Consider the following 21869-nt stretch of genomic DNA (forward strand, 5'->3'; position numbering starts at 1 on the left):
TGAACATGAATTTACCGGATATGATCTTATATAACGGAAAAATTACTACCCTTGACCCTTCTCAACCTGAGGTATCTGCTATCGCCATAACTGATGGTTTAGTCACTGCAGTAGGTGGAGATGAGCTTCTTAATAGTGCCACGGAAAAAACAAAAAAAATAGATCTTAAAAGAAAGAGAGCTATTCCAGGCCTGAATGACTCCCATATACACGTTATTCGTGGCGGTCTTCACTATAATATGGAATTACGTTGGGAAGGCGTGCCATCACTTTTTATTGCTCTGGAAATGCTCAAAGAACAGGCAAGGCGTACACCTGCTCCTCAGTGGGTAAGAGTAGTTGGAGGTTGGTCTGAATTTCAATTTAAAGAGAGACGGATGCCAACTTTGGAAGAGATTAATGCTGTTTCTGAAAACACTCCTGTCTTTGTGCTACATCTTTACGATAGGGCACTTGTAAATCGCGCTGGACTGCATGCACTGGGATATACGAAAGATACCCCAGACCCTCCAGGCTGTTTAATTGAGCGGGATAAAAGAGGTAATCCAACGGGCCTTTTAATTGCTAACCCTAACGCTTCTATTCTTTATTCAAGTTTGGGGCGAGCACCAGTACTTAATCTTGACGACCAGATTAACTCAACTCGCCATTTTATGCGTGAATTAAATAGATTAGGTATTACAAGTGCCATCGACGCAGGTGGTGGGTTTCAAAATTATCCAGATGATTATAAAGTTGTTGAACATTTAGCTGAGAAAGATCAATTAACTTTGCGTATTGCGTATAATCTATTTACGCAAAATCCAAATCATGAATATGAAGACTTTGCTTCATGGGCAAAGATTGTTTCTCCAGGTCAAGGAAGTGATAAGTATAAAATGAATGGTGCCGGAGAAATGTTAGTATTCTCGGCAGCCGATTTTGAAAAATTTCAGATGCCGCGGCCTGAACTAGCTACAGTGATGGAAGCCGACTTAAAGAAAGTAATTTCTCTATTGGTGGAAAACCGTTGGCCATTCCGTTTACATGCAACTTATGACGAGTCAATAACACGTTTCTTAAATGTATTTGAGGAAGTTAACAGAGAAATTCCTTTTAATGGGCTACGCTGGTGGTTTGATCATGCAGAAACAATCTCAGATCGTAGTATGGAACGTGTTAAGGCTTTAAATGGCGGTATTGCCATCCAAGACCGCATGGCTTTTCAAGGTGAATACTTTGTTGATTTATACGGAAAGGAAGCTGCAAAGCGTACTCCTCCGATTTATCGTATGTTAGACCTTGGTATACCTGTTGGCGCCGGTAGTGATGCAACCAGGGTTTCCAGCTATAACCCTTGGGTTGCTCTTTACTGGATGGTTGCCGGAAAAACCATTGGTGGGCTTTCCATATACGATGAAAAAAATAAACTTGATAGAAAAGTAGCCCTGGAATTATATTCAAAAGGAAGTGCGTGGTTCTCTGGTGATGAAGGTAAAAAGGGAACCCTGGCAGTAGGTCAGTTTGCTGATATTGCTGTATTGTCTGCTGACTACTTTACTGTGCCAGAAGAAGAAATCAAAGACCTTGAATCATTACTCACCATTATGGGTGGGCAGGTTGTTTATGGAAATGATGAATTTAAAAATTTATCACCTGAATTGCCGCCAGCATCACCTGATTGGTCACCGACGGGCGTTTATGGGTATGGTGGTGCTAACCTAGCTAACACTATACTTTCTCACGATTCCCATGATAACAAGTTACATAGTTGCAGTAACCCTCTCCATCAACACACTCATACCGTAATAGGAAAAGATGGAACTAAATGGGGTATTGGTTGTACTTGCTTTGCTTTCTAAATCAAAACCACCGGTATAATGCCGGTGGTTTTCTTTCTACGATAATGGTTTATGGCCGAAGACGAATCCAAATAGTATTGGTATTAAGATCATACTGGTAATATAGGCTCTATGTAGATTCAAAATAGCAGTCTATCCCGAACGAAATCTATTACTATGCAGTAAGAACGAAGAGTTGATTGATTAACTTGACTTGTTTTTTTGGCAGATTTCTCTCCTTGCAAAATCTGTCCTTTCTCCCTTAAATAAAAGTCAATGGTATTCCCTTTTGAATCAACTACACCATACATATAAGTCCACTGCCCTTTTACTTTAATATAGATCTTATCCCAAGAATTATAGATTATTTTCAATTTCCACACTAGAATCATTATTATTTCTATTAGACTAATACTTTTTGAGAATCATTTAACTTCTGCATAAAGATACGTGCTGCAAAACTTAAAAATTTATCATCAAAGTGAATAAGATTAATATCTTGACTTGGTGTTGGATCAGTAATACGAACTATGCTCAAAGTATCATTATTAACAAAGTTAACCAGCGAAAGAGGTATTATGGCAACCCCATGTCCATTGTATACAAGGCTCAATAGAGAAATAGAAGATTTTGTTTCTATATTTGCTTCAGATAAAGATAACCCTAAACTCTCACAATATATCTTAATAGATTCACGACAACTACATGAAACCATTATTCTACTCAGCCCTACTAATTCTCGAAAAGAAACAAATGATTTTTCATTTAAAGGATGATTTTTTGGAATTACAAGGACGAGCTCTTCACTATACAAAAGGGTGTTTGTTAATGTGTCTGGAATTTGAGCACTACGTGTAATCCCGAAATCAATATTTTTGTCAACGATTTGATTTACAGCAACTTCGGATTCTATAATTTTTACTACGATGTTGGGATAATGTTGTTGAAACTTCATAATATGAGGTGTTAAATAAGTGAGATCCTCTAATAAACCTCCTATAGTAATTACACCTCTTTTTACACCCTTTAATTCAAAAATTTCATTATAAACGTCATCAAATTGTTGCATGATAAATTTTCCTTTATCAAATAGCAGCTTACCCGCTTCTGTCATTTTGATACCTCTTCCAACTCGATGAAACAAGGGTGTATCAAGTTCACCTTCTAAAACACGTATTTGTTGACTTAAAGTCGGCTGTGAAATACCTAGAACTTCCGCAGCTTTAGTGAAACTATTATTATTACAAACTTGAATAAAATACTCTAAATGACGTAATTCCATTCTTGATACCCACTCTCCGCTTTATGAAAGATTGATAATTTAAAGGACGATATGTATACGTTAACATAACAACTTTATTTCATACTATACCAATTGAAATTACATGTTTTATTCATTTTGCATTACAATACATTTACTACCATTTATTAATTTTTCCTCCTATTTACTTAATTTATATTTAATTAGGACATTACTAATTCGAGATATACTTCTAAATATTTATAGTTCCAGTGCATAATACCCTAATTTTTTCAACTTCTCGATTATTATTTTTTTCTCAATATAGTCCAAACCACCAAATATTTGCCGAATCGCCTCTTTATGCTGTGGAAAAATAATATCCATCAATTCAATACCTTCTAAAGTAATTGACGCATACGTGACACGGCGGTCTTTAGGACATGGTTTACGTATTAAGAACCTCTTCTTTTCCAACTTATCCACTACATACGTAATACTACTACTTGCAAGTAATATTTTGCCTCCAATTTTTTGTATAGGTTGATTGCCTTTACTATATAGTAGCTCAAGCACTGAAAATTCAGTTGGATTAAGTCCATAACTTTTTATATCCTCTTCAATACGCTTAGTAATTGACTGTACTGCCCTTGATAATATAACAAATAACTTTAAAGATAAACTCTCATCGTTAATCACGCTCGTAATTACCAATCCCTTACAAATTATCTTGAATTCGAGATTTATTATATTATCGTCAAAATATTATGTCAACAATTCATTTTAGTTTTATTAAACCACTTATAATTTATTTCTCAACATAAGACATATGGAATTAGAAGAAAACAATTGTTAATATATAAGTATCTCAATTGCGTATTTCTTTTAAAAAGAGCTTGTTTTCTAACGCAAGTTCTCTTTTCTTATATTCTAAATTGAATCCGGACAAAGTTCACATAGTGATTCTGCCCATGTATATGATATAGTTTTTAAACAAAGATTAGAGCCCTCCTACAAGAAGGAGGGCTCTAATCTTCATATAAATGAATCCAATTTTATAATTTAAAAATAAAGGTCATATGCTTTTCAAAAAAACTGTTATACACATGTTGAATTTTTTTATTTTACTAATAATGAATATTCCCCTGATTTTGTTTCATATTTACACTTTATAATGTTTCCTTCATCGTTCAAAACCTCTTTCTCACCATTATCATTCTTTGCAGCGTGCCTATTAGATTCATAGTTATTATTTTCCAATACTTTCCCAATAGATTGATATAAGTAATAGAAATACATATCATCACAATCATACAAACAAGTATACCTATTAACTTACTTCTCACTATTTATTTCTTTCCTATCCATACTAAAATTTTATATTTATAGCCGACTATCATTCCAGAAATTTACTGGAAAATGAGATGACTCACTATACGGCTCAAATTCATAACCCTTTTCCTTTAACCCCTTAATAATCAATGGCACTGCTTTAACAGATTGCTGATGAATATCATGTAATAGTATTACTTCTCTATTTTGAGTTGCCTTGGAAACGACATTATTGACTATTTGAGGAACAGATTGCTCTAGCGGTAACTTCGTTAGTTTCCAATCAAATGAATCAATCGTCCAGTCCCATACTTTTAACTGATTTTCAACAATTTGATTTCTTATATTTTCTGTAAATCCTGAAGAACCATACGGAGGTCTTGTCAGTGTCGATGTATGCTCAATCATATTTTCTATAATTTTTTGCGTTTCTTTCATTTCAATTACATATTTACTTTCTTTATATAACGGCTTATAGTTGTGAGTCATACTGTGCATGCCTATATAATGCCCTTCCTTTGACTCTCTCTTTACCTCTTTTACATATTGATGAATATTTGGACCGATTAAAAAGAAAGTAGCCTTCACATCATTCTCTTTTAAAATATTTAATAACTCCGAAGTATATTTGCCAGGACCATCATCAAACGTTAAATACGCTACCTTTCGTACTTTACCGTTGTATATATCCGGTACGCTCTTCTTATTGTCTACCTTCCTTTGATTACTTACTAATTGAACAGGGTTCACTTGATCTCGTATCGCTTTAGCTGGAGAGGTAATACATTGAAATAGAAAAAAACCTCCCGTAACGCAAATAAGTATAGCCATCGTACTTACAATCTTTTTATACCTAATCATTTAAAAATTCCTTTCTGTACATCTTTATGTTCCTTTTCAATCATACTTAAGGCATATCAAGTTTATATCAAGTTAAAATAAATTTTACTTTTTGAAAATAATAAATTCACAGTTCAATCATTCTGTTATTAGTAGCTTCGGAATAACAATCAGTAAACAGAAAAGGTGCGAAGCCTTCAATTAGACTTCGCACCTTTTCTGTTTACTACATCTGTTTTCTATTACTTCTTTTCATCCCACTTTTCTAAACGGAAGTAGAACAGTACACCATCCTCAGTATTGGCCACACCGTACTTTGCACCATGTAAATCAAATATATTTTTTACAATAGAAAGACCTAGGCCCGTTCCACCGCATACTCGCTTTCTTGATTTATCCACCCTATAGAATTGATCCCATATTTTATCTATATTTTCTTCCGCTATATGTGAACCTTTATTTTCACATCCTATATATACGCCATGTTGTTCCTCTTGTACATCTATTACAATAATTTGTTTCGCCTCTGTATAACGAATCGCATTTGTAAACAAGTTTGTAACGACCTGTTCCAATTGTTTTCCACGTATAGAATTGGTTATCAGGTAAATGTTTAAACAGAGCATTTGTTATTATCCATACAGGTTGTCCCTGATCTACCATGTTATATATGTGCTCTGGTTCTTTATGACTTAAATCCACCACTTTTCCATCTGGAACATATAATTTTGCTAATTCTAAAATCTGCTCCACATAAACACCTAATCCAGGTTTATCAAAAGTAGAAATATCTCCAATAAACCCTTTATGCATATTTCCTTTTAAACCATTTGTTTGAAATGGTACATACTTTATTTTAGAAGCTAATTTCATTTTATCTACTTGCACGCCTGAAAATTGTAATACCATAGCGAGACTTGTGACCTCACAACCACGCATCAATTCTGGTTTTTGTAAGATTAGCGGCACATCTAATGGCTTTATTACCTCTTTCTCTTGTTCTATTAATACATTTTCTTTTTCAACTACTTCTTGTTTTCGCTGCACTTCTTGCGTAATAATAGGCTGCTTCTTTTCACTTATAGGGCTTTCACTATTTGACATACCTATACATATACCTAGTCCTGCGATTGTTAATACACAGAGTGTTTCTTTCCTAATATGGTTCATAAATACCTCTCCTCATTTCTTTCTAAGGAGAGTGTAGCTAACTCATATTTAGATAATCTCATATTCATAGAAAGATAAAGGGAATTTTATATCAAGATTATATAAAGATACATACTTCCCTAAACAATCGTATGTGTAATAAAATGTGCTTTCAAGAAGTAATATTTAACTATTTTAAGCAAATTGTAATGTTAAACCCGTAATGTAAAAGAGAATAATCATACAAGGTTATCACCCCTAAAAAAACTGTTTAAGAAAAACTTAAGAAATTCCCCACTATATTTATAAGAAGTTTTTTCTATACTTACATATGTAAATGAACAAAAGGAGAAATGATCATGAAGAAATTTGTAATTTGCATAATAGGAATAGGCCTTCCTATATATTTACTACCTTTCATATTACGCGGAGATTTAGATAGATTTAATCCGATTGCTGAAGAAAAAAATGTATATGCCGTTGCGAAAGGATATGGCGTTCCAGATTACCATCATAAAGGCCGAGCTATGTACTCACTAAAAGGTTTTGATGAATCTGGGCGCGGGAAAGAATATACAGTAGGAACGAACACCCCTAATGATTTCATAAGAAAAACTCACTTAAAAATTCATGTAAAAGGCAAGTATGTCTATTCTTACGATTTTATTTCTGAAAAGGATATTCCGGAGAAAATAAGAAAACAATTGGACATAGTAGAAAAATAAAAGAGCCTACTCTTATGAGTTGGCTCTTGATTACCTCTCCCACCTATCATCGGGCTATCGTTCTTTACATGCTTTAGGAAGGAGAATTCTTTCCGTACATTTATTAAATTCGTTATCATTGTTTTAATAACCATTGTTCAATTACTTTAACTGTTTCATCTTGTTGTGCTTTTGGCGTAATTAAGCTAGCATTATCACCTTTTTGCTCACCATACATGCCAAAATTAGCATGATTCCCACCTTTTATCATGTGCATGGTTGCATTCTTTGACAGTAACTTTTTACTGTTCTTTATTTTTTCTACAGTTGCTAAGCCATCTACTTCCCCATAAATTGATAACATTGGAATCAGTTTGGTAGAAAAATCATCTGCAGGATAAGAACCTAAGAGGATGATCCCGTCCACCTTTTCTTCATGTTGAAAGGCATACCTAGAAATCATAGCTCCACCCATTGAATGCCCAGCAACATACCATTTTTGAACTTCAGGATACTTTTCAATTACACTGTCTACCACATTTGTTCCAAGTATCGCTAAGTTTAATGGTAACTTAGGCATTACTACAAAATGCCCATCTTTTGCAAGAGCTTCTCCCAAGTAACTATAAGATTCAACTTCTACTTTAGCACCTTGGTAAAAAACAACCCCTATTTTAGCATCTTTCTGTCCAAATACTATATTCTCTTCATCTTTTTTATTATCTACTAAAGACACAGCCTCTTTCGTTGGTTTGTACGTAAACTGAGACCAAGTCAAAAAAGTAATACCTCCCACCATTAAAATGCCTAGTAAAGAGTATAGAACAATTTTCATCCATTTCTTCACATATATGCCCTCCCTAAGATGTGTATATTTTATACTTTAATTATTATTCATATTTTTGTCGAATAATCTATTATTGTTATTCAAAAATAAACGTACAATTTCCAATCATATTCAGCCAAATTATTAAACATAAAAGAAAGAGATAACTCCTAGGAGTTATCTCTTTCTTCCCTTATTTTACTTTTGTAACCCATTAATAATTGTATCTATATTCCATTTCATCATTTTCAAATACGTATCTCCATCCTCACCTGATTTACCTAGTGAGTCTGTAAAAATTGTCCCTGCAATCGGCACGTTTGTTTCTTTTGAAACAGTTTCCATGCTACGTCGATCTACACTTGTTTCAACAAATAAAGCTGGCACTTTTTTTGTTTGAATTACACTGACAACATCTCTAATTTGGTCTGGCGTACCTTGGTTTTCTGAGTTAATTTCCCAAATGTATCCCGTCTTCATATCATATGCTTTTCCAAAGTATTTAAAAGCACCTTCACTAGAGATTAAGAAACGTTTTTCTTCAGGAATTTGATGAATTCTATTCACTGTCTCATCGTGTAACTTTTGGAGCTCTGCTACATACTTATCAGCATTTTTAGTATAGAACTCTTTATTTTTAGGGTCTTCTTTAATTAATGCCTTTGTCACATTTTCAGCATATAAAATACCGTTTTTAATATTCATCCATGCATGTGGGTCTGGTTCTTTTTCTAATCCTTTTGTTTCTAAGTAAATAGCTTCTACGCCTTCACTTACTTTATAAACAGGCGCATCTTTCTCTGATTTATTTGCAGTTTTCAATAGCTTTTTAAACCACGCTCCACCTTCTTCTAAGTTTAACCCATTGTAAAGTACCATATCTGCATCTGTCATTTTCATAACATCTTTCGGTAGTGGATCATATTCATGTGGGTTAGCGCCGATTGGAACAAGACTATGAATCTCAACTTTATCTCCGCCAATTTGCTTCACCATATCATATATAATGGAGTATGTAGTTACAACTTTTAATTTTCCACTGCTCTCTTCTTTTCCATTTGTGTTACTAGAACACGCTGTTAATGCAAATACGAAAATACAAATTACCGATAATAAAACATTTTTAAATTTCATTTTTATCCTCCAATCAATTATGACAACTCTGCTCTATTTTTTCTAATTTTGATAGCTCTCCAAAACAAACCTTGTGACGGTGAGAAAAAGAATGCCAATGCGAACAAGAATGTTGCGACAAGAACAATTGTTGCACCTGAAGCAAGATTATAAGAGAAACTAAAATATAACCCTACTACAGATGAAAGTGCACCAATACCTGCCGCTAAATAAATCATGACCCATAGACGATTTGTTAATAAATACGCTGTAGCCGCTGGTGTGATAAGCATCGCAACAACTAGAATAATTCCAACAGTTTGAAGTGAAGCAACTGTAACCATTGTAAGAAGAATCATTAAGCCATAATGAATCCATTTGTTTGGTAACCCATAACTTTGTGCCATCGTTGGATCAAACGTGGATACGAGTAATTCTTTGTAAAACAACATTACAAGACCGATAATGACCACTCCAATAGTCAGTGTCATCCACATATCAGAAGAACGAACTGATAGAACATTCCCGAATAAAATATGATACAAATCAGAACTACTCTTCATAAAGGTAATTAAAATAATCCCTACAGCGAATACAGATGTAAACATAATTCCTATCGCCATATCATGTTTAATACGACTATTTTGGCTTACAAATCCGATTCCTACTGCAGTAATAACACCTGTTAAAACCGCTCCTATAAAATAGTTCATTCCAATCATATAAGAAAGCGCTACTCCTGGAAGAACAGCATGTGAAATGGCATCACCCATTAATGCCATACCTCGTAAAATAATAAAACATCCAATAACACCACAGATAATTCCTACCATAACGGAAGTTAATAACGCCTTCTGCAGAAAACTATACTGTGTTAATGCCTCTATAAATTCTACAATCTTCATGATGAATGTACCCCCGCTGCATGATTAAACAATATTCCTTGATTTACATATGCCTTTGACATAACGGTTGGTTCTAATACTTGTCGTACTTCTCCATAATGAATTAAGCTTTTATTCAATAATAGTAATTTATCAAAATACGATTCTGCTTTACTTAAATCATGATGTACAACGACAATCGTTTTTCCTTCTTTACGTAATTCTCTCAGAATTTTAATGATTGTCTCTTCACTCGTTACATCAATTCCGACAAATGGCTCATCTAAGAAGAATATCTCTGCCTTTTGTGCTAAAGCTCTCGCCAAAAAGACACGTTGTTGTTGTCCGCCTGAAAGCTCACCAATTTGACGGTTTTTAAACTCTTCCATCCCGACTTTCTTTAAGCATTCAAATGCCCAATCCCGATGCTCTTTCTTCGGTCTTTTCATCATACCTAAAGATGGATACGTTCCGATTAGCACGACATCTAAAACTGTAATTGGGAAATCCCAATCTATATCACTTCTTTGCGGTACATATGCAACACTCTTTCTAACGCTTCGAATATCCTCTCCAAGAACTTGAACAAATCCCTTATCATTTGGGATTAAATCCAATACAGCTTTCATTAAAGTAGATTTTCCCGCTCCGTTTGGACCAATAATTCCAACGAGATTTCCTTTTTTAATCTCAAAAGAAACATTTTGAACCACTTGATTCCCTTGATAGGATACAAACAAATCTTTGACAATTATAGCCTCAGTCATTTTTTATGTACTCCTCCTTCTTTTTTTCTTTAATTTAATTATTTTGCACAAAGGCAACTTTTAAACAAAAAAATATAATACGAATGCAAATCCGTACCTAAGTTTCCTTAGGGAAACTTTTTTATATGAGTCAAATTATATAAGCTGCATCCAAATTTGTAAACTAATTTTTACGAATTTATGAATATATAATAAAGTGAAACTTTAATCAGTGGGGGTTTTGTCCATCCCCCACTGATTATTAGTTGAACCAATCGGGCTTTTACGGGCAGTGGATCTCCCACCTAACTTCTTTGCTCCAGCTGAATTTTGAGGTGAGAGTCTTACTGCCCGTTAATGCGGGATAAAAATCATTATCACTATGAAACAAAATACATGATTCATTCTATAATTTTCTAAAAAGGATATTACTGCGAAAAATTAGCACTATAGTATATAAACGAAAGAGCCTACTCGTATGAGTTGGCTCTTCCTCTTTGAGAATATCCAATACGCTCTACAGCAAAAAAATATGATTAAACGACTAAAAAATCACCTCCAAACAACACCTCGCCTTTCATATTCCATTCTATATTCAACGGCAGCTGCAATTTTGGGATTTGCGAACCTTTCCGTAATCCAAAGAGCTAAATCAATTCCTGAAGTTACTCCTCTTGCAGTAATTATATCGCCTTGATCTACAATTCTGTAATGAAGAAGTTCTGCCCCGTATTCACTTATTTCATCCTGTGCCAAATAGTGCATCGTTGCCTTTCGACCATTCAATATACCTGAGGCCGCTAACAGCATACCTCCTGTACAAACTCCGGCAACGATCGTCCCTGCTTTGTGCATCTCTTTAATCATTTCGGTCAGAGTTCCAAGCTCTGCTTGCTTTCGCGCACCATGTTCAGCTTTATGATTCCAACCGCCACCAGGTACAATTAACACATCTGGACGATTATCCATTCGTAAAAAATCATGTAATTTAACCGTAACTCCAAATGAAGTAATAACTTCTTGTTTTTGTTCACTTGAAACAAATTCAACCGTAAATGGAGCCCCTTCTTCTATCGCCCTTTTGAGTACCTCAAACGGTGCGAAAGAGACAAGTTCTCCGAAACCATCAAATAACACAATTTGTATTTTCATTTTTAGAACACCTCATATGGTTTCTTTTTTGAATTGTAGACATATAAAATGATTGGGCAATTTCAAAGTGTAAATTGTAAAGTATGCCTAGATTATTCAAATGAAAAATAATATCCCACATAGTTAAATACATTTGTAAACCCTACATTTTCTACAACTGCGACGGAAGGCCTGTTCAATTCCATACAGTCCCAATAAGGAGTGATGTCATTTTCCAAACACTCTTTTATAAAACTATGAGTTATCTTTTGAGCTAATTTTCTCCCTCGGTGACCTTCTACCGTTTCAATATCTATACAGTGTATATTTTCAAAGACGAATCCTGAAAAACAAACACTCACAATCATATCGTCATAAACAATACAATAACCAATTCCCTCATTTAAAAAACAATCCGCTGAAGACCAAAACTCTAAAATTTTTGATTGCAAAAAATCAATATTCTTAAATGAGTTATTATTATTTTCATAGAGAGCTTTATTCATTTTTAGTACAGTATATCCCTGATCAATTTTAGGTTCGCGATGGTTTTCATAGTTCTCTTTTCTTAGCGTATACACTCTTTGATTCCAGCTCTTTAATTTACGATGCTGAAATATACTTTCGATTGTTTTGTTCCACTTTGAATGATTACCGATTCCTTCAAAGTAATCTAGTCCTACCTTCCTCGCCTCAGGTACTATTACATTATTAATAAAACGATTCACTTCTTTATTAAACTCTTCATTTTCTGCATTTCCAATAAAAAAGAATCCATCATTATTTCCTAACCAAATAAGTCCCGAATTAGGAGAAGAAATATTATCTACAAATATACGACCAGGATTCACCCCTGCAATTACAGCACGTACCTCTAATTGACCTTGTTCATTTATTAAACCTCTACATTTATAAAAATCATTCTTGCTTAATTCAGAAATCATAAGTTAAACCACCTTTCTGAAACTGCGTTATTCCACTCTCATCATTTTAACAGAATATTCCCTATCTATTTCAGAAGTAGGTTTAAAGCGATACAATAATTAAATTGATACGTAAATGACTGTACCCCACAACCATCACGCTCATAAATTGAGAAACCTAAGCAATGATTATGGAACACCTTTTCCCTATAAACAAAACCCACCAGAAACATCTAAAATTTGTCCTGTTACCCAGCGACTATCAGAAGAAGCAAGGAACGATACTGCATCTGCAATATCTTCAACTTGCCCAATTCGTCCAAACACAGATGAATTCGTAGCAAAATTTCGTATTTCAGGATCATCTAGCAATTTCGTATTAATATCTGTCTTCGTATATCCGGGCATAATTGTATTCACTGTTATACCTTTTTCTCCAAGATGTTTAGCTAGAGGAAGTGTCATCGTATTTAATGCTCCTTTACTTAAACCGTATGCAATTGATCCTGTAAAACCAAGTCGTACTTCAGCTGATGAAATGTTAATAATACGCCCTTCTGCTCGTAGTAATGGTAATGTTTGCTGAATTAAGAAGAACGGCGCCTTAATATTTACGGCCATAATTTCATCAAAAATTTCTTCTGTCGTATTTTCAATCGTTCCTTGTGTACCTATCCCTGCATTGTTTACTAAAATATCAATCTCTGATGTACCAACCCTTATTTGTAATTCGTTCTTTAATTGTTCTACTAGCTTTTTGACACCATCAATCGAATTGAAATCCGCTTCAATTAAGAATGCCTTTCCTCCATTAGATTCAATCTCACTAATTGTTTCATCTGCAGCTGCTTTATTTCGGCCGTAGTGAACTGCAACTAATGCACCATCTTTCGCCAATCTTATCGCAATCGCACGGCCAATGCCCCGGCTCGCCCCTGTTACTAACGCTACTTTCCCATCAAAATTCTTCATTTTTTCCACCCTTCCTACATTTTCGTTTAATAAATCCTATACTTATATTTTTATGTAAATACTAATAATTTTAAATATAGATTTATAGGTAATTTAGTTCCTTTACTTATGATATTATAGTTATAATTTACGATTTACTTTAGAAAATAAAAAGGGGTACTATCCAATGCAAAACACAGTAAAACTAGATGAAATTGACCATAAAATTATGAACTTGTTGCATGAAAATGCGAGAATTTCTGTTTCAGAAATAGGACGTATTATATCCATGACGCAGCCCGCTGTAAAAGAACGCATTAACAAGCTTGAAGATCAAGGCGTTATAGCTGCATACCGAACGAAATTTGAGCCTTCTAAAATTAATAAGAACATTCAAGCATTCATCATGTTTAAAACGAGCCAATGCACTGATTTTATCCAATATTGTAATGCCGCTCCTGAAGTAACAGATTTATATCGAATTAGCGGGGAGTTTAATTATATGATGAAGGTCATGAGCGATTCGATGGATTCCCTCGCTGTATTTCTAGACTCTTTAATGCAATTTGGATTATCGTCTCCTTTAATTGTTTTAAAGAGTGAGTTTGAGGAGAAAATGTCGTTCTAATAAGAGGATATTAAGGTAGAAATACCAAGTGTATGTGGAAAAACTCTTTTATAATATAAAAGAACCAGCCATAGGCTGGTTCTTTTTTCATTCAATTTCCTACTAAAAAATCCTGAGTACTATTTATCCCTGATTCCTCTGTGCCTCTCTAAATTCCTCCTTCACCTTCTCTAACAACCCTTCTTCCGTAATTAATCGATACGCTGTATTCGCTAATGCTTTTGCGGATGTAATTAGCGCTTTATCCCCTAATTCTGAACGAGCTGCTTCTCTAAATTCATTCGTATGTGCAATTAAGTCATCTGGACCGATTTTAATGTACGGATGGATTGTCGGTACGACTTGGCTGACGTTTCCTGCATCGGTTGAGCCGATACCTAGTCTTTCTTTACGATTTACATCTTCACCTAGTAGTTCTAGTTCTTCGGCTACGACGTCGTTATATGTTTTTGTTACGAGTAATTCATCGATTTCATTTTGGAATTGATGAATTTTCACTTTCGTACCTGTTGCTAATGCTGCTCCCTCTGCGATGTTTCTTACTCTCTCTGTTACTTCCGCACATCTTTTTCGCGTTGCTGCGCGGATGAAGAACCTTGCTGCGGCGTAGTCAGGAATAATGTTAGGTGCTTTTCCGCCTTCTGTAATAACGCCATGAATTTTCACATCTGACGGAAGTTGTTGGCGAAGTGCGTTAATACTATTGTACAGCTGGATAACCGCATCTAATGCGTTAATCCCTTCTTCAGGTGAAGCTGCGGCGTGAGCTGTTTTTCCGTAAAAATGAAAATCAAGTGGATCGACTGCTAGTGAAGGACTCGTTGTCGCTGTTTTTCCGCTCGGATGAATCATAAGTGCCGCATCGATATCTTTAAATAACCCCGCTTTTACATAACTCGCTTTCGCACTACCATTTGGCCCGCCTTCTTCTGCTGGTGTTCCGAATACTACAACTTCCCCGCCAATTTCCTCAAGCGTTTCTGATAATGCGATCGCTGCCGCAACGCTAATTGTGCCAATTAAATTGTGACCACACGCATGACCAAGTCCTGGTAAAGCATCATACTCAGCTAAAAATGCGATGACTGGTCCTTGTTTCCCTGAACTTTTTCGCGCGATAAAACCTGTTTCATGTCCAGCTATATTGTGTTGTAATTGAAATCCTGCACTCCCTAGCAATAAACTTAACGTTCTTGATGCGTAAAACTCTTGGTTACCAATCTCCGGATTCGCATGAATATCGTGACTTGTTTCTATGTACTTTTCCTTATTTCTTTCAATACTCTCTTCAATTGTTTTTCTTTGTGACGTTACTCCTGTCGCTCCCATTTTTCTTCCCCCTTATATTTTCACATAAAAAAGCCTCTTTCTAAAAGATAGAAAGAGGCTTCTGCATATACAGTCAAAATGAGCTTCTTTCTTATCTTTCAAGTTACCTTGCTGGAATTGGCACAGTATTCATAACGAATCCGCTGCCGAGGTATCATAGGGCCAGTCCCTCCACCTCTCGTGATAAGAATTTTCATAAAATTATATTAAATTACATTCATTCTAAGTTCATTCCGATTAAAAGTCAAGGAATTCCTATCCGAATTTACCGAATATCTAAAAATCCTTTTAATACACCAATTGTTTCTGGTGCTTGCAGTCTTGCACATACGTACGGAAATTCTGTACTACCCTCAAACATCATTTGAGATGTGAGCGGTGCCCCTGCCCAGAAGATTTCATCATCGATTACGATAAACGGGAATGCTTTATTTTGTCTTTGTAACTTTACATTTTTTAATGGAACTGGTCCATCACTATACACCGTTACTTGCGCATTTGTACGCATTAATGCTTGCCATACTCGCTTATCTACTTGTTTCGTACTTGGAAGTGAAATAATGATTTTTCGTTTTGCGGCTAAAATATCTTTTAATAGCCCTTTCGTTTCTTCAAGATTCATTTCCATAAACCAGCGTAATCGTTTCGAAATCTTTCGCTCCCACAATTGTCGTGATGTCGTGCGATCATACACATCTCCATGACGTTCTATATGAGCTGTTAATTGTGATAACGCTTGTTTTCTTGAAAGGTTTTTACGCATATAGTGGCAATCTGATAATTGAATGAACTTCCCTCTTGCTCTTGTCACTGCTACATTAACGAGGCGATGGTTTTTATGATCAAAGAATAATACGCCTGGTCGTTCTTGCGGATAACTATCCACCGTATCAAAGATCATCATATCTCTTTCAGAACCTTGGAACTTATGAACAGTTGCCGCTAATACTGGTATGTTCTGATATTTCGTTCTCTGCAGCATTTCTCTAATACACGTTGATAAGAAGCGGGATTGTGCCCTGTAAGGTGTAACAATACCAATCGATTGAACACCGTCTAACAGTCCGATTAACATCATTTGCATCGCTACTAAACCAGACATAATGTTAAAACGAGATCCTGAAGCAGCGTCTTTTAACGAAAATGCACCCATTAAACTCGTATCAAATAAAACACTCGCTTCATTTGCGAACGGTTGTAGTTTCGCAAGTTCTTTACGTTCTGAAACAGACGGATGATCGTATACTCTATTTTTATAAATAAATGAATTCGTAAACTTCGATATATCCGCATGCATACGTCTTTGTTCCTGCAGCATAAAAAGGTTTGGATGTGCTTCTGATTTATTTACAGAATCAACAATGCCGGCATGGTAAAACATATCTTCCCCGAGCCATTTTCGAACGAGTTCATGGTTTGCCATCGCAATTGGAGGTAATTGTAAAAAGTCACCACATACGACTATGCGTTTTCCAAGTGAAGCAGCTAATGCAATTTGCGGCACATATGCCATACTCACTTCATCTACGACAACTAAATCAAATGTACGCTCATAAATAAGTGAATCAATAGCACATTTTGATAAAGTTGCGCCGATTACTTTCGCATTTTCAATGTATTCTTTTTCTACTTCTTTAATTTTCGCTTTTTGCTTTCGAAGATCACTTTCAATCTCTTGTATACGCTTCTTATCAGCAGATGTCGCTTTATATGATAAAATCTTTTCACGAAGATCTTGTCGTGTTTCCTCCAAATAGAGTCTTTCTTCTCCCCATGATCCGTTCGTCGTTTCAACTAACTTCGACGTAAGTAATGTTTCATGATTTCGTATATGTTCATGTTGACTATAACCGTAACGAACAATTTCGCCAGGCGTCCATTTCTTTTTCTTCTCAATTTGCTTCGTTACTTCACTCATTAATACGTCCACTGCGGCATTACTATGAGCTAACACAAGTACCGATTTTCCTTTTTGATAATGCGCCGAAATAATACGTGATAAATTGTAAGACTTCCCTGTTCCAGGTGGTCCCCACACGTATGTTGTCGGATTGTAAAACGATCGATACGCCAATTCATTTTTCGGATTTTTCATCTTCTCAATATGTTTTGGACTGCTCGTCCCATCAACAAGACGCTTTATACGATTACGTTTTAACTTATCTTTATGTGCCTCTTTCAATCGCTCTTGTAGTTGCTCTAGCAATTGCCACGGTTCACTGTATAAAACAGCCTCTCGTATTTCACCTTGTATATAATCATTTAATTTCAGTTCTATTTCTAATCCGTGTACAGATAATACTTCCCCTGTCGCTTCCTCACCATCGAACTCAATTCGAATTGGTGAGCCTTCAGGTAAGCTTACTTCTGAAATAAGCTGAAATACGTATACCGTACTTTCATAATCTGTATATAAAAAACGACCGTTCATGATAGAAATTTTACTACCACCTATCGTTTTCCAATGTTTAATTTCATACGCTAATGCATAATGCCACTCTTTCATCGTTGCCGATAATGAAGGAGTTTGAGTAGGTGTATTCATCGTATAATCTCCTTCCTTCTCCCCAAACATACTTTCTCACTATACCATATAACAAGCTAAAATTTGTAAGGTTTTTATCTTGCTTATTTTCTTAATTTTCAATAATATATTGTATATAATTTTCAGAAAGAAGGAATCTACATGCCAGTTAGAAGAATCGAACACGTTGGACTTATGGTTGCAAACTTAGAAACATCTATTTCATTTTATGAAGAAGTAGTTGGATTACAGCTCATTAAACGTATGGGTCACCCGAATCCAGACTTACAACTCGCTTTTTTAGGTGTAGAAGAATCGAAGGAAACGATACTAGAACTCATTGAAGGCTACAACTCTTCTCTTCCGGCAGAAGGAAAAGTACATCATATTTGCTTCAAAGTGGATTCATTAGAAGAGGAAATCGAAAGACTAAGAAAGCACGAAGTAACCTTTTTACTAGGAGAAGAAATCGAAACATTACCAGATGGAACACGATACATATTCTTCGCTGGCCCTGACGGGGAGTGGATTGAGTTTTTTGAGACGGAGAGATAAAGTGAAACTTTAATCATTGGGGGTTTCTTCATCCCCCAATGATTATTAGCCTTCACCAATCGGGCTTTTACGGACAGTTGATCCCCCACCTAACTTCTTTGTTTTCGCTGAATTTTGTGGTGGGGGTCTTACTGCCCGTTAATGCGGGATAAAGAAGTGGAATATAAAAATAGCTGCCTTATTTGTTGGAAGAATTCTATTAAGTATTGTCTTTTTCATAAATGGAATGGTGTTAGGACTGCAACGAAACTGGATAGAACCTCCCCATGAAACAGAATGGGATTTCTTTATAAAGTCTTTGCTAAACGGGAAAGCTGATGCACTTCTACACTTGTTACTTCTAATTATTCTTGTCACATTCGACTTAATAATCTTATTTTATTATGGAAATAAAAAGAAATAGGGTGTTTCCCTATTTCTTTCATCTTGGCTCATATTAATGCGTGAGAAACAACAGAATTTATTATATGCCAAAACAACAACAAAAACGGGGGCTGTTATCAGGTCTTTTCTTTCTTTTTTGTTACAAGCCATTAAAAATAACACAAGTCAACCAGAATTCGCTATTACATGTTACAAAATTATATTTATGTTCATAATTCCGTAACATGTATAGACAGGTATATATGTTATAATTACTTTAGCAAATTACAAATAAATTTGCATTTCCTGTGACCCTTACCTCCCAGTAAGGGTCTTACCCTTTTACAAATAACTATTTTAATACAACTTTTTCCACAGTACTCTCACGTCATTTTCACAAATTCAAGAATTTTCATATGTTACACTTAGGACAACCTTTTCCAAAGATCTATATGTCGATACACGAATTCCTATCTTTATAGGGATTTTTTTGTGTAAGGCCCCCTCACCTTTAACTTAAAAATTCAAAAAAGGAGGGGATAATCCCCCTCCTTTTTACGCTTGCTCTGACTATCAAAATTATTTGATATAACCACGATTCAATTCAGTTAACTTTTCATTGATGTTAAAAATTCTTACTCTAATATCTTTAACACCAGCTGCTTCAAGTCTGCTCTTGTGCATTTCCGCGTATTTTTCAGCATCTTGTTTTTCTTCAAATACATAGATGCCTCCAGCTTCTTTTGTTTCTTGATTCTCTGTCCATATTTTCCAATGGAATCCTTCTTCTTCATTAATACTTTTCGCTAAATCCCAAAATGCATTTTCCATTTTTTCACCAAAAGGACCTTCAAACGGAAAATCAACTTGTAATAAATATGCCATTTTCACTCACTCCTATTTTCAATATTTTTCAACGTACAACAAGAATTCCTTTATATAAAAATTCTTCCCACTCTTTTACTGATTATATATTTTTTGATTCAAATGATGGTAATGTCTCAAATGAGGACAAAACGATAGCAACTGGAATGCATAAAGTTTAACGGTTTTAGGCTATGCTAAAAAATATGATAACAACTTATCGCTAAACTAAGAATAAACAAGACAAGTGCAGGTATTGCTTTCTTAAAAGGATCTCTCGCTAATACAATAAGAGTAAGTGCAGCTGCAAGCATCGTACCGCCTAACAAAAATCCCGCCAATAAAGCTACCATTGGAATCCAAATTCCTATCAACATACCAATCGCCCCTACAATTTCAAAAGCCCCAGTTAAGAAATTAAAAAACGAAGGTAAACCAAATCGTTTGAACTCATCTGCCATTTTCCCCGATATAATTTTCGTACCTGTCATTAAAAAGAACACAAACAACAAGGCTTTTATAATATTGATTAATATTATAATAGTCATCACACCTTTCTAATTATTTGATAAAACTCAGTATTGTTCAGGTAGTAGTCACTACCTTTACCCTATTGCCTGAGCTTGACCATATGGAAGTCGATTCAATTTACATTACCCTTTTCAATATTAAAAGGACAAAACCAATATGCTATAGCATATATAATGCGAAAATTTGACTGGTAATAGGTAAAAAAGTGATTTTGAATCAGATATGATACAAAATCAAGCTATCTCCATCATTCCTCGAAATAAACAGAAATTACATGCTATGGCATACATATTAAAGTAGGTTATTTTAATTGTCAAATGATTTACCTATTATTTTTCTATGTCAAAATCATCCCCCTTTTACTGTTAGGTTATGAATCTATTCTATTATAAAAAAGATGCTAGGAATGTAACGAAATCTATTAACTCAATTATTCTTGATTACATGAATTGTTACCAGAATTTAAATGGGCAGATTTTTTGTTTTATGAGGTGTTTTTCCTTTTATACTTGATGGGAAGGAAAAACTCGGCTATTATATGTTAAGACATTTTTAGAGAGCATAAAAAAGACACCCTAAGGTGCCATCCTTCGACTTGAGAATCATATCTATGTATAGAAAAATTTAGAAAAGGCCACTACAAAAGAGAAGCTTCTAACTATAATTTACAGAGCTCTGATGGTATTAAATACTTACATATTTCTTTATTTACCGGAAAAAAATCCCCGTTATATTACTTTCTAATCAGTTTCGTTAAAGCCATCCCAAGAAAGCCAACACCCATTCCTATTAGCCATCCAGTTTGGGCATTTCCTAACATAGATCCCACTCCTCCACCAAGAAACATGCAGCCAACGAATACTAATCCTCCAATTCCCCAATTCGGTCGATCCATAATCCAATCACACCCTTTCAATAAAACATATGCTATTAGCTACCTAAACTTTCTTGCATAGGATAGTTAATTCGTTTGCTTAGGTTTAGCACTTTCATGGAATTCATAAGATGTGGAGATTGAACCATTTGAATGGATTGCAGAAGGATGATTTTTTTATATTACAATACCTTAAGAGTTGTGGAACAAATACTTCTTCAACTAACCAGCTAATAGAAGTCTGGAGATTTTCCACAATCGGGAGCTCATTGCTATTAAGCTAAAATGTCATCTAGGGCAAGAATGTATTTCTTAGGGTACTCCACCGAGTTCTTATTGTTGCAAAACAAGCAACATATAATCAATTAAAATAAAGTAACCACCCACATTAGCAACAAAATCATCAAGAAAAGGCATTCCAAATACAGAACGCCTTCTTTCATTTTATAAATCCATCCACTTAAATCTATTTTCCAAATATAACATTCAACACGTTAAAATCTTCTATTTAACGTAATCACTCAATTAACTAAAAAAATTAG

Annotated in this window: 22 protein-coding genes, 1 pseudogene and 1 riboswitch; of the genes and pseudogenes, 5 read left to right on the forward strand and 18 right to left on the reverse strand. The window is 34.9% G+C overall.

Translation table 11 applies throughout. From position 1 onward, the window contains the following. Positions 1-5 precede the first annotated feature (5 nt). Entirely contained in the window at positions 6-1841 is a 1836-nt protein-coding gene (locus tag COK05_RS29500) for an amidohydrolase (protein WP_141539300.1), read from the forward strand. A gap of 200 nt (positions 1842-2041) precedes the next feature. Here the strand turns inward: COK05_RS29500 and COK05_RS31145 are convergent. The 6 genes and pseudogenes from COK05_RS31145 to COK05_RS32125 all read right to left on the reverse strand — a co-directional run. Next, positions 2042-2194: pseudogene (locus COK05_RS31145) on the reverse strand (DDE-type integrase/transposase/recombinase); the annotation flags it as partial. A 29-nt stretch (positions 2195-2223) separates the two neighbouring features. Further along, positions 2224-3102: a LysR family transcriptional regulator gene (locus tag COK05_RS29510; protein ID WP_098615352.1), complete on the reverse strand. Its 879-nt coding sequence runs from the start codon at positions 3100-3102 to the stop codon at positions 2224-2226. Between the two features lie 219 nt (positions 3103-3321). After that, complete coding sequence (locus tag COK05_RS29515; RefSeq protein WP_141539301.1) at positions 3322-3759, reverse strand: MarR family winged helix-turn-helix transcriptional regulator; 438 nt, start codon at positions 3757-3759, stop codon at positions 3322-3324. Between the two features lie 684 nt (positions 3760-4443). Continuing rightward, the gene (locus COK05_RS29525; RefSeq protein ID WP_098615354.1) at positions 4444-5253 is read right to left on the reverse strand and encodes a peptidoglycan-N-acetylglucosamine deacetylase; all 810 of its coding nucleotides are present in this window, start codon (positions 5251-5253) and stop codon (positions 4444-4446) included. 221 nt (positions 5254-5474) lie between these two features. Continuing rightward, entirely contained in the window at positions 5475-5786 is a 312-nt protein-coding gene (locus tag COK05_RS29530; RefSeq protein WP_427271371.1) for a sensor histidine kinase, read from the reverse strand. Next, on the reverse strand, positions 5695-6402 hold the full coding sequence (locus tag COK05_RS32125; protein ID WP_440898762.1) for a C39 family peptidase: 708 nt from the start codon (positions 6400-6402) through the stop codon (positions 5695-5697). Before COK05_RS32125 ends, COK05_RS29530 begins: the two co-directional genes overlap by 92 nt. A gap of 338 nt (positions 6403-6740) precedes the next feature. On the opposite strand from COK05_RS32125, the gene COK05_RS29540 reads away from it, so the two are divergent. Further along, positions 6741-7106: a YxeA family protein gene (locus COK05_RS29540; protein ID WP_098615355.1), complete on the forward strand. Its 366-nt coding sequence runs from the start codon at positions 6741-6743 to the stop codon at positions 7104-7106. 115 nt (positions 7107-7221) lie between these two features. Here COK05_RS29540 and COK05_RS29545 read toward each other — a convergent pair whose 3' ends face one another. The 7 genes from COK05_RS29545 to COK05_RS29580 form a co-directional block, all read right to left on the reverse strand. Next, positions 7222-7932, reverse strand: a complete 711-nt coding sequence (locus tag COK05_RS29545) for an alpha/beta hydrolase (protein ID WP_098615356.1) — start codon at positions 7930-7932, stop codon at positions 7222-7224. Positions 7933-8109: 177 nt separating this feature from the next. Then, positions 8110-9045, reverse strand: a complete 936-nt coding sequence (gene mntA / locus COK05_RS29550; RefSeq protein ID WP_098615357.1) for a manganese ABC transporter substrate-binding protein/adhesin MntA — start codon at positions 9043-9045, stop codon at positions 8110-8112. Between the two features lie 17 nt (positions 9046-9062). Continuing rightward, positions 9063-9929 carry a metal ABC transporter permease gene (locus COK05_RS29555; RefSeq protein WP_098615358.1) on the reverse strand — a complete coding sequence of 289 codons (867 nt, stop codon included), beginning with the start codon at positions 9927-9929 and terminating at the stop codon, positions 9063-9065. Next, positions 9926-10675, reverse strand: coding sequence for a metal ABC transporter ATP-binding protein (locus tag COK05_RS29560; protein ID WP_098615359.1), 750 nt, complete (start codon positions 10673-10675; stop codon positions 9926-9928). The genes COK05_RS29555 and COK05_RS29560 overlap by 4 nt, the downstream gene beginning before the upstream one ends. 531 nt (positions 10676-11206) lie before the next feature. Beyond that, entirely contained in the window at positions 11207-11806 is a 600-nt protein-coding gene (locus COK05_RS29570) for a DJ-1/PfpI family protein (RefSeq protein ID WP_098615360.1), read from the reverse strand. A gap of 92 nt (positions 11807-11898) precedes the next feature. Further along, on the reverse strand, positions 11899-12729 hold the full coding sequence (locus tag COK05_RS29575) for a GNAT family N-acetyltransferase (RefSeq protein ID WP_098615361.1): 831 nt from the start codon (positions 12727-12729) through the stop codon (positions 11899-11901). 186 nt (positions 12730-12915) lie between these two features. After that, positions 12916-13680: an SDR family oxidoreductase gene (locus COK05_RS29580; protein ID WP_141539302.1), complete on the reverse strand. Its 765-nt coding sequence runs from the start codon at positions 13678-13680 to the stop codon at positions 12916-12918. A gap of 166 nt (positions 13681-13846) precedes the next feature. Here COK05_RS29580 and COK05_RS29585 point away from each other — a divergent pair, with 166 nt between their 5' ends. Further along, positions 13847-14287: an Lrp/AsnC family transcriptional regulator gene (locus COK05_RS29585; protein ID WP_098615363.1), complete on the forward strand. Its 441-nt coding sequence runs from the start codon at positions 13847-13849 to the stop codon at positions 14285-14287. 123 nt (positions 14288-14410) lie between these two features. Here COK05_RS29585 and COK05_RS29590 read toward each other — a convergent pair whose 3' ends face one another. Continuing rightward, positions 14411-15616: a M20 family metallopeptidase gene (locus tag COK05_RS29590; RefSeq protein WP_098615364.1), complete on the reverse strand. Its 1206-nt coding sequence runs from the start codon at positions 15614-15616 to the stop codon at positions 14411-14413. An 88-nt stretch (positions 15617-15704) separates the two neighbouring features. Then, positions 15705-15806: riboswitch (SAM riboswitch) on the reverse strand. Positions 15807-15881: 75 nt separating this feature from the next. Continuing rightward, positions 15882-18191, reverse strand: coding sequence for an AAA domain-containing protein (locus COK05_RS29595; RefSeq protein WP_141539303.1), 2310 nt, complete (start codon positions 18189-18191; stop codon positions 15882-15884). Positions 18192-18302: 111 nt separating this feature from the next. On the opposite strand from COK05_RS29595, the gene COK05_RS29600 reads away from it, so the two are divergent. Continuing rightward, positions 18303-18695: a VOC family protein gene (locus COK05_RS29600; RefSeq protein WP_098615366.1), complete on the forward strand. Its 393-nt coding sequence runs from the start codon at positions 18303-18305 to the stop codon at positions 18693-18695. 148 nt (positions 18696-18843) lie between these two features. Further along, positions 18844-19098, forward strand: coding sequence for a hypothetical protein (locus COK05_RS32020; RefSeq protein ID WP_141539306.1), 255 nt, complete (start codon positions 18844-18846; stop codon positions 19096-19098). A 539-nt stretch (positions 19099-19637) separates the two neighbouring features. Here COK05_RS32020 and COK05_RS29610 read toward each other — a convergent pair. The 3 genes from COK05_RS29610 to COK05_RS31505 all read right to left on the reverse strand — a co-directional run bounded on the left by COK05_RS29610 (position 19638) and on the right by COK05_RS31505 (position 21348). Beyond that, the gene (locus COK05_RS29610) at positions 19638-19943 is read right to left on the reverse strand and encodes a monooxygenase (RefSeq protein WP_098615367.1); all 306 of its coding nucleotides are present in this window, start codon (positions 19941-19943) and stop codon (positions 19638-19640) included. A gap of 176 nt (positions 19944-20119) precedes the next feature. Beyond that, positions 20120-20470: a DoxX family protein gene (locus COK05_RS29615; protein ID WP_098615368.1), complete on the reverse strand. Its 351-nt coding sequence runs from the start codon at positions 20468-20470 to the stop codon at positions 20120-20122. Positions 20471-21186: 716 nt separating this feature from the next. Then, positions 21187-21348 carry a hypothetical protein gene (locus COK05_RS31505; protein ID WP_176539474.1) on the reverse strand — a complete coding sequence of 54 codons (162 nt, stop codon included), beginning with the start codon at positions 21346-21348 and terminating at the stop codon, positions 21187-21189. Positions 21349-21869 lie beyond the last annotated feature (521 nt).

The sequence above is a fragment of the Bacillus cereus genome (assembly GCF_002567495.1).
Lineage (GTDB): Bacteria > Bacillota > Bacilli > Bacillales > Bacillaceae_G > Bacillus_A > Bacillus_A cereus_AQ.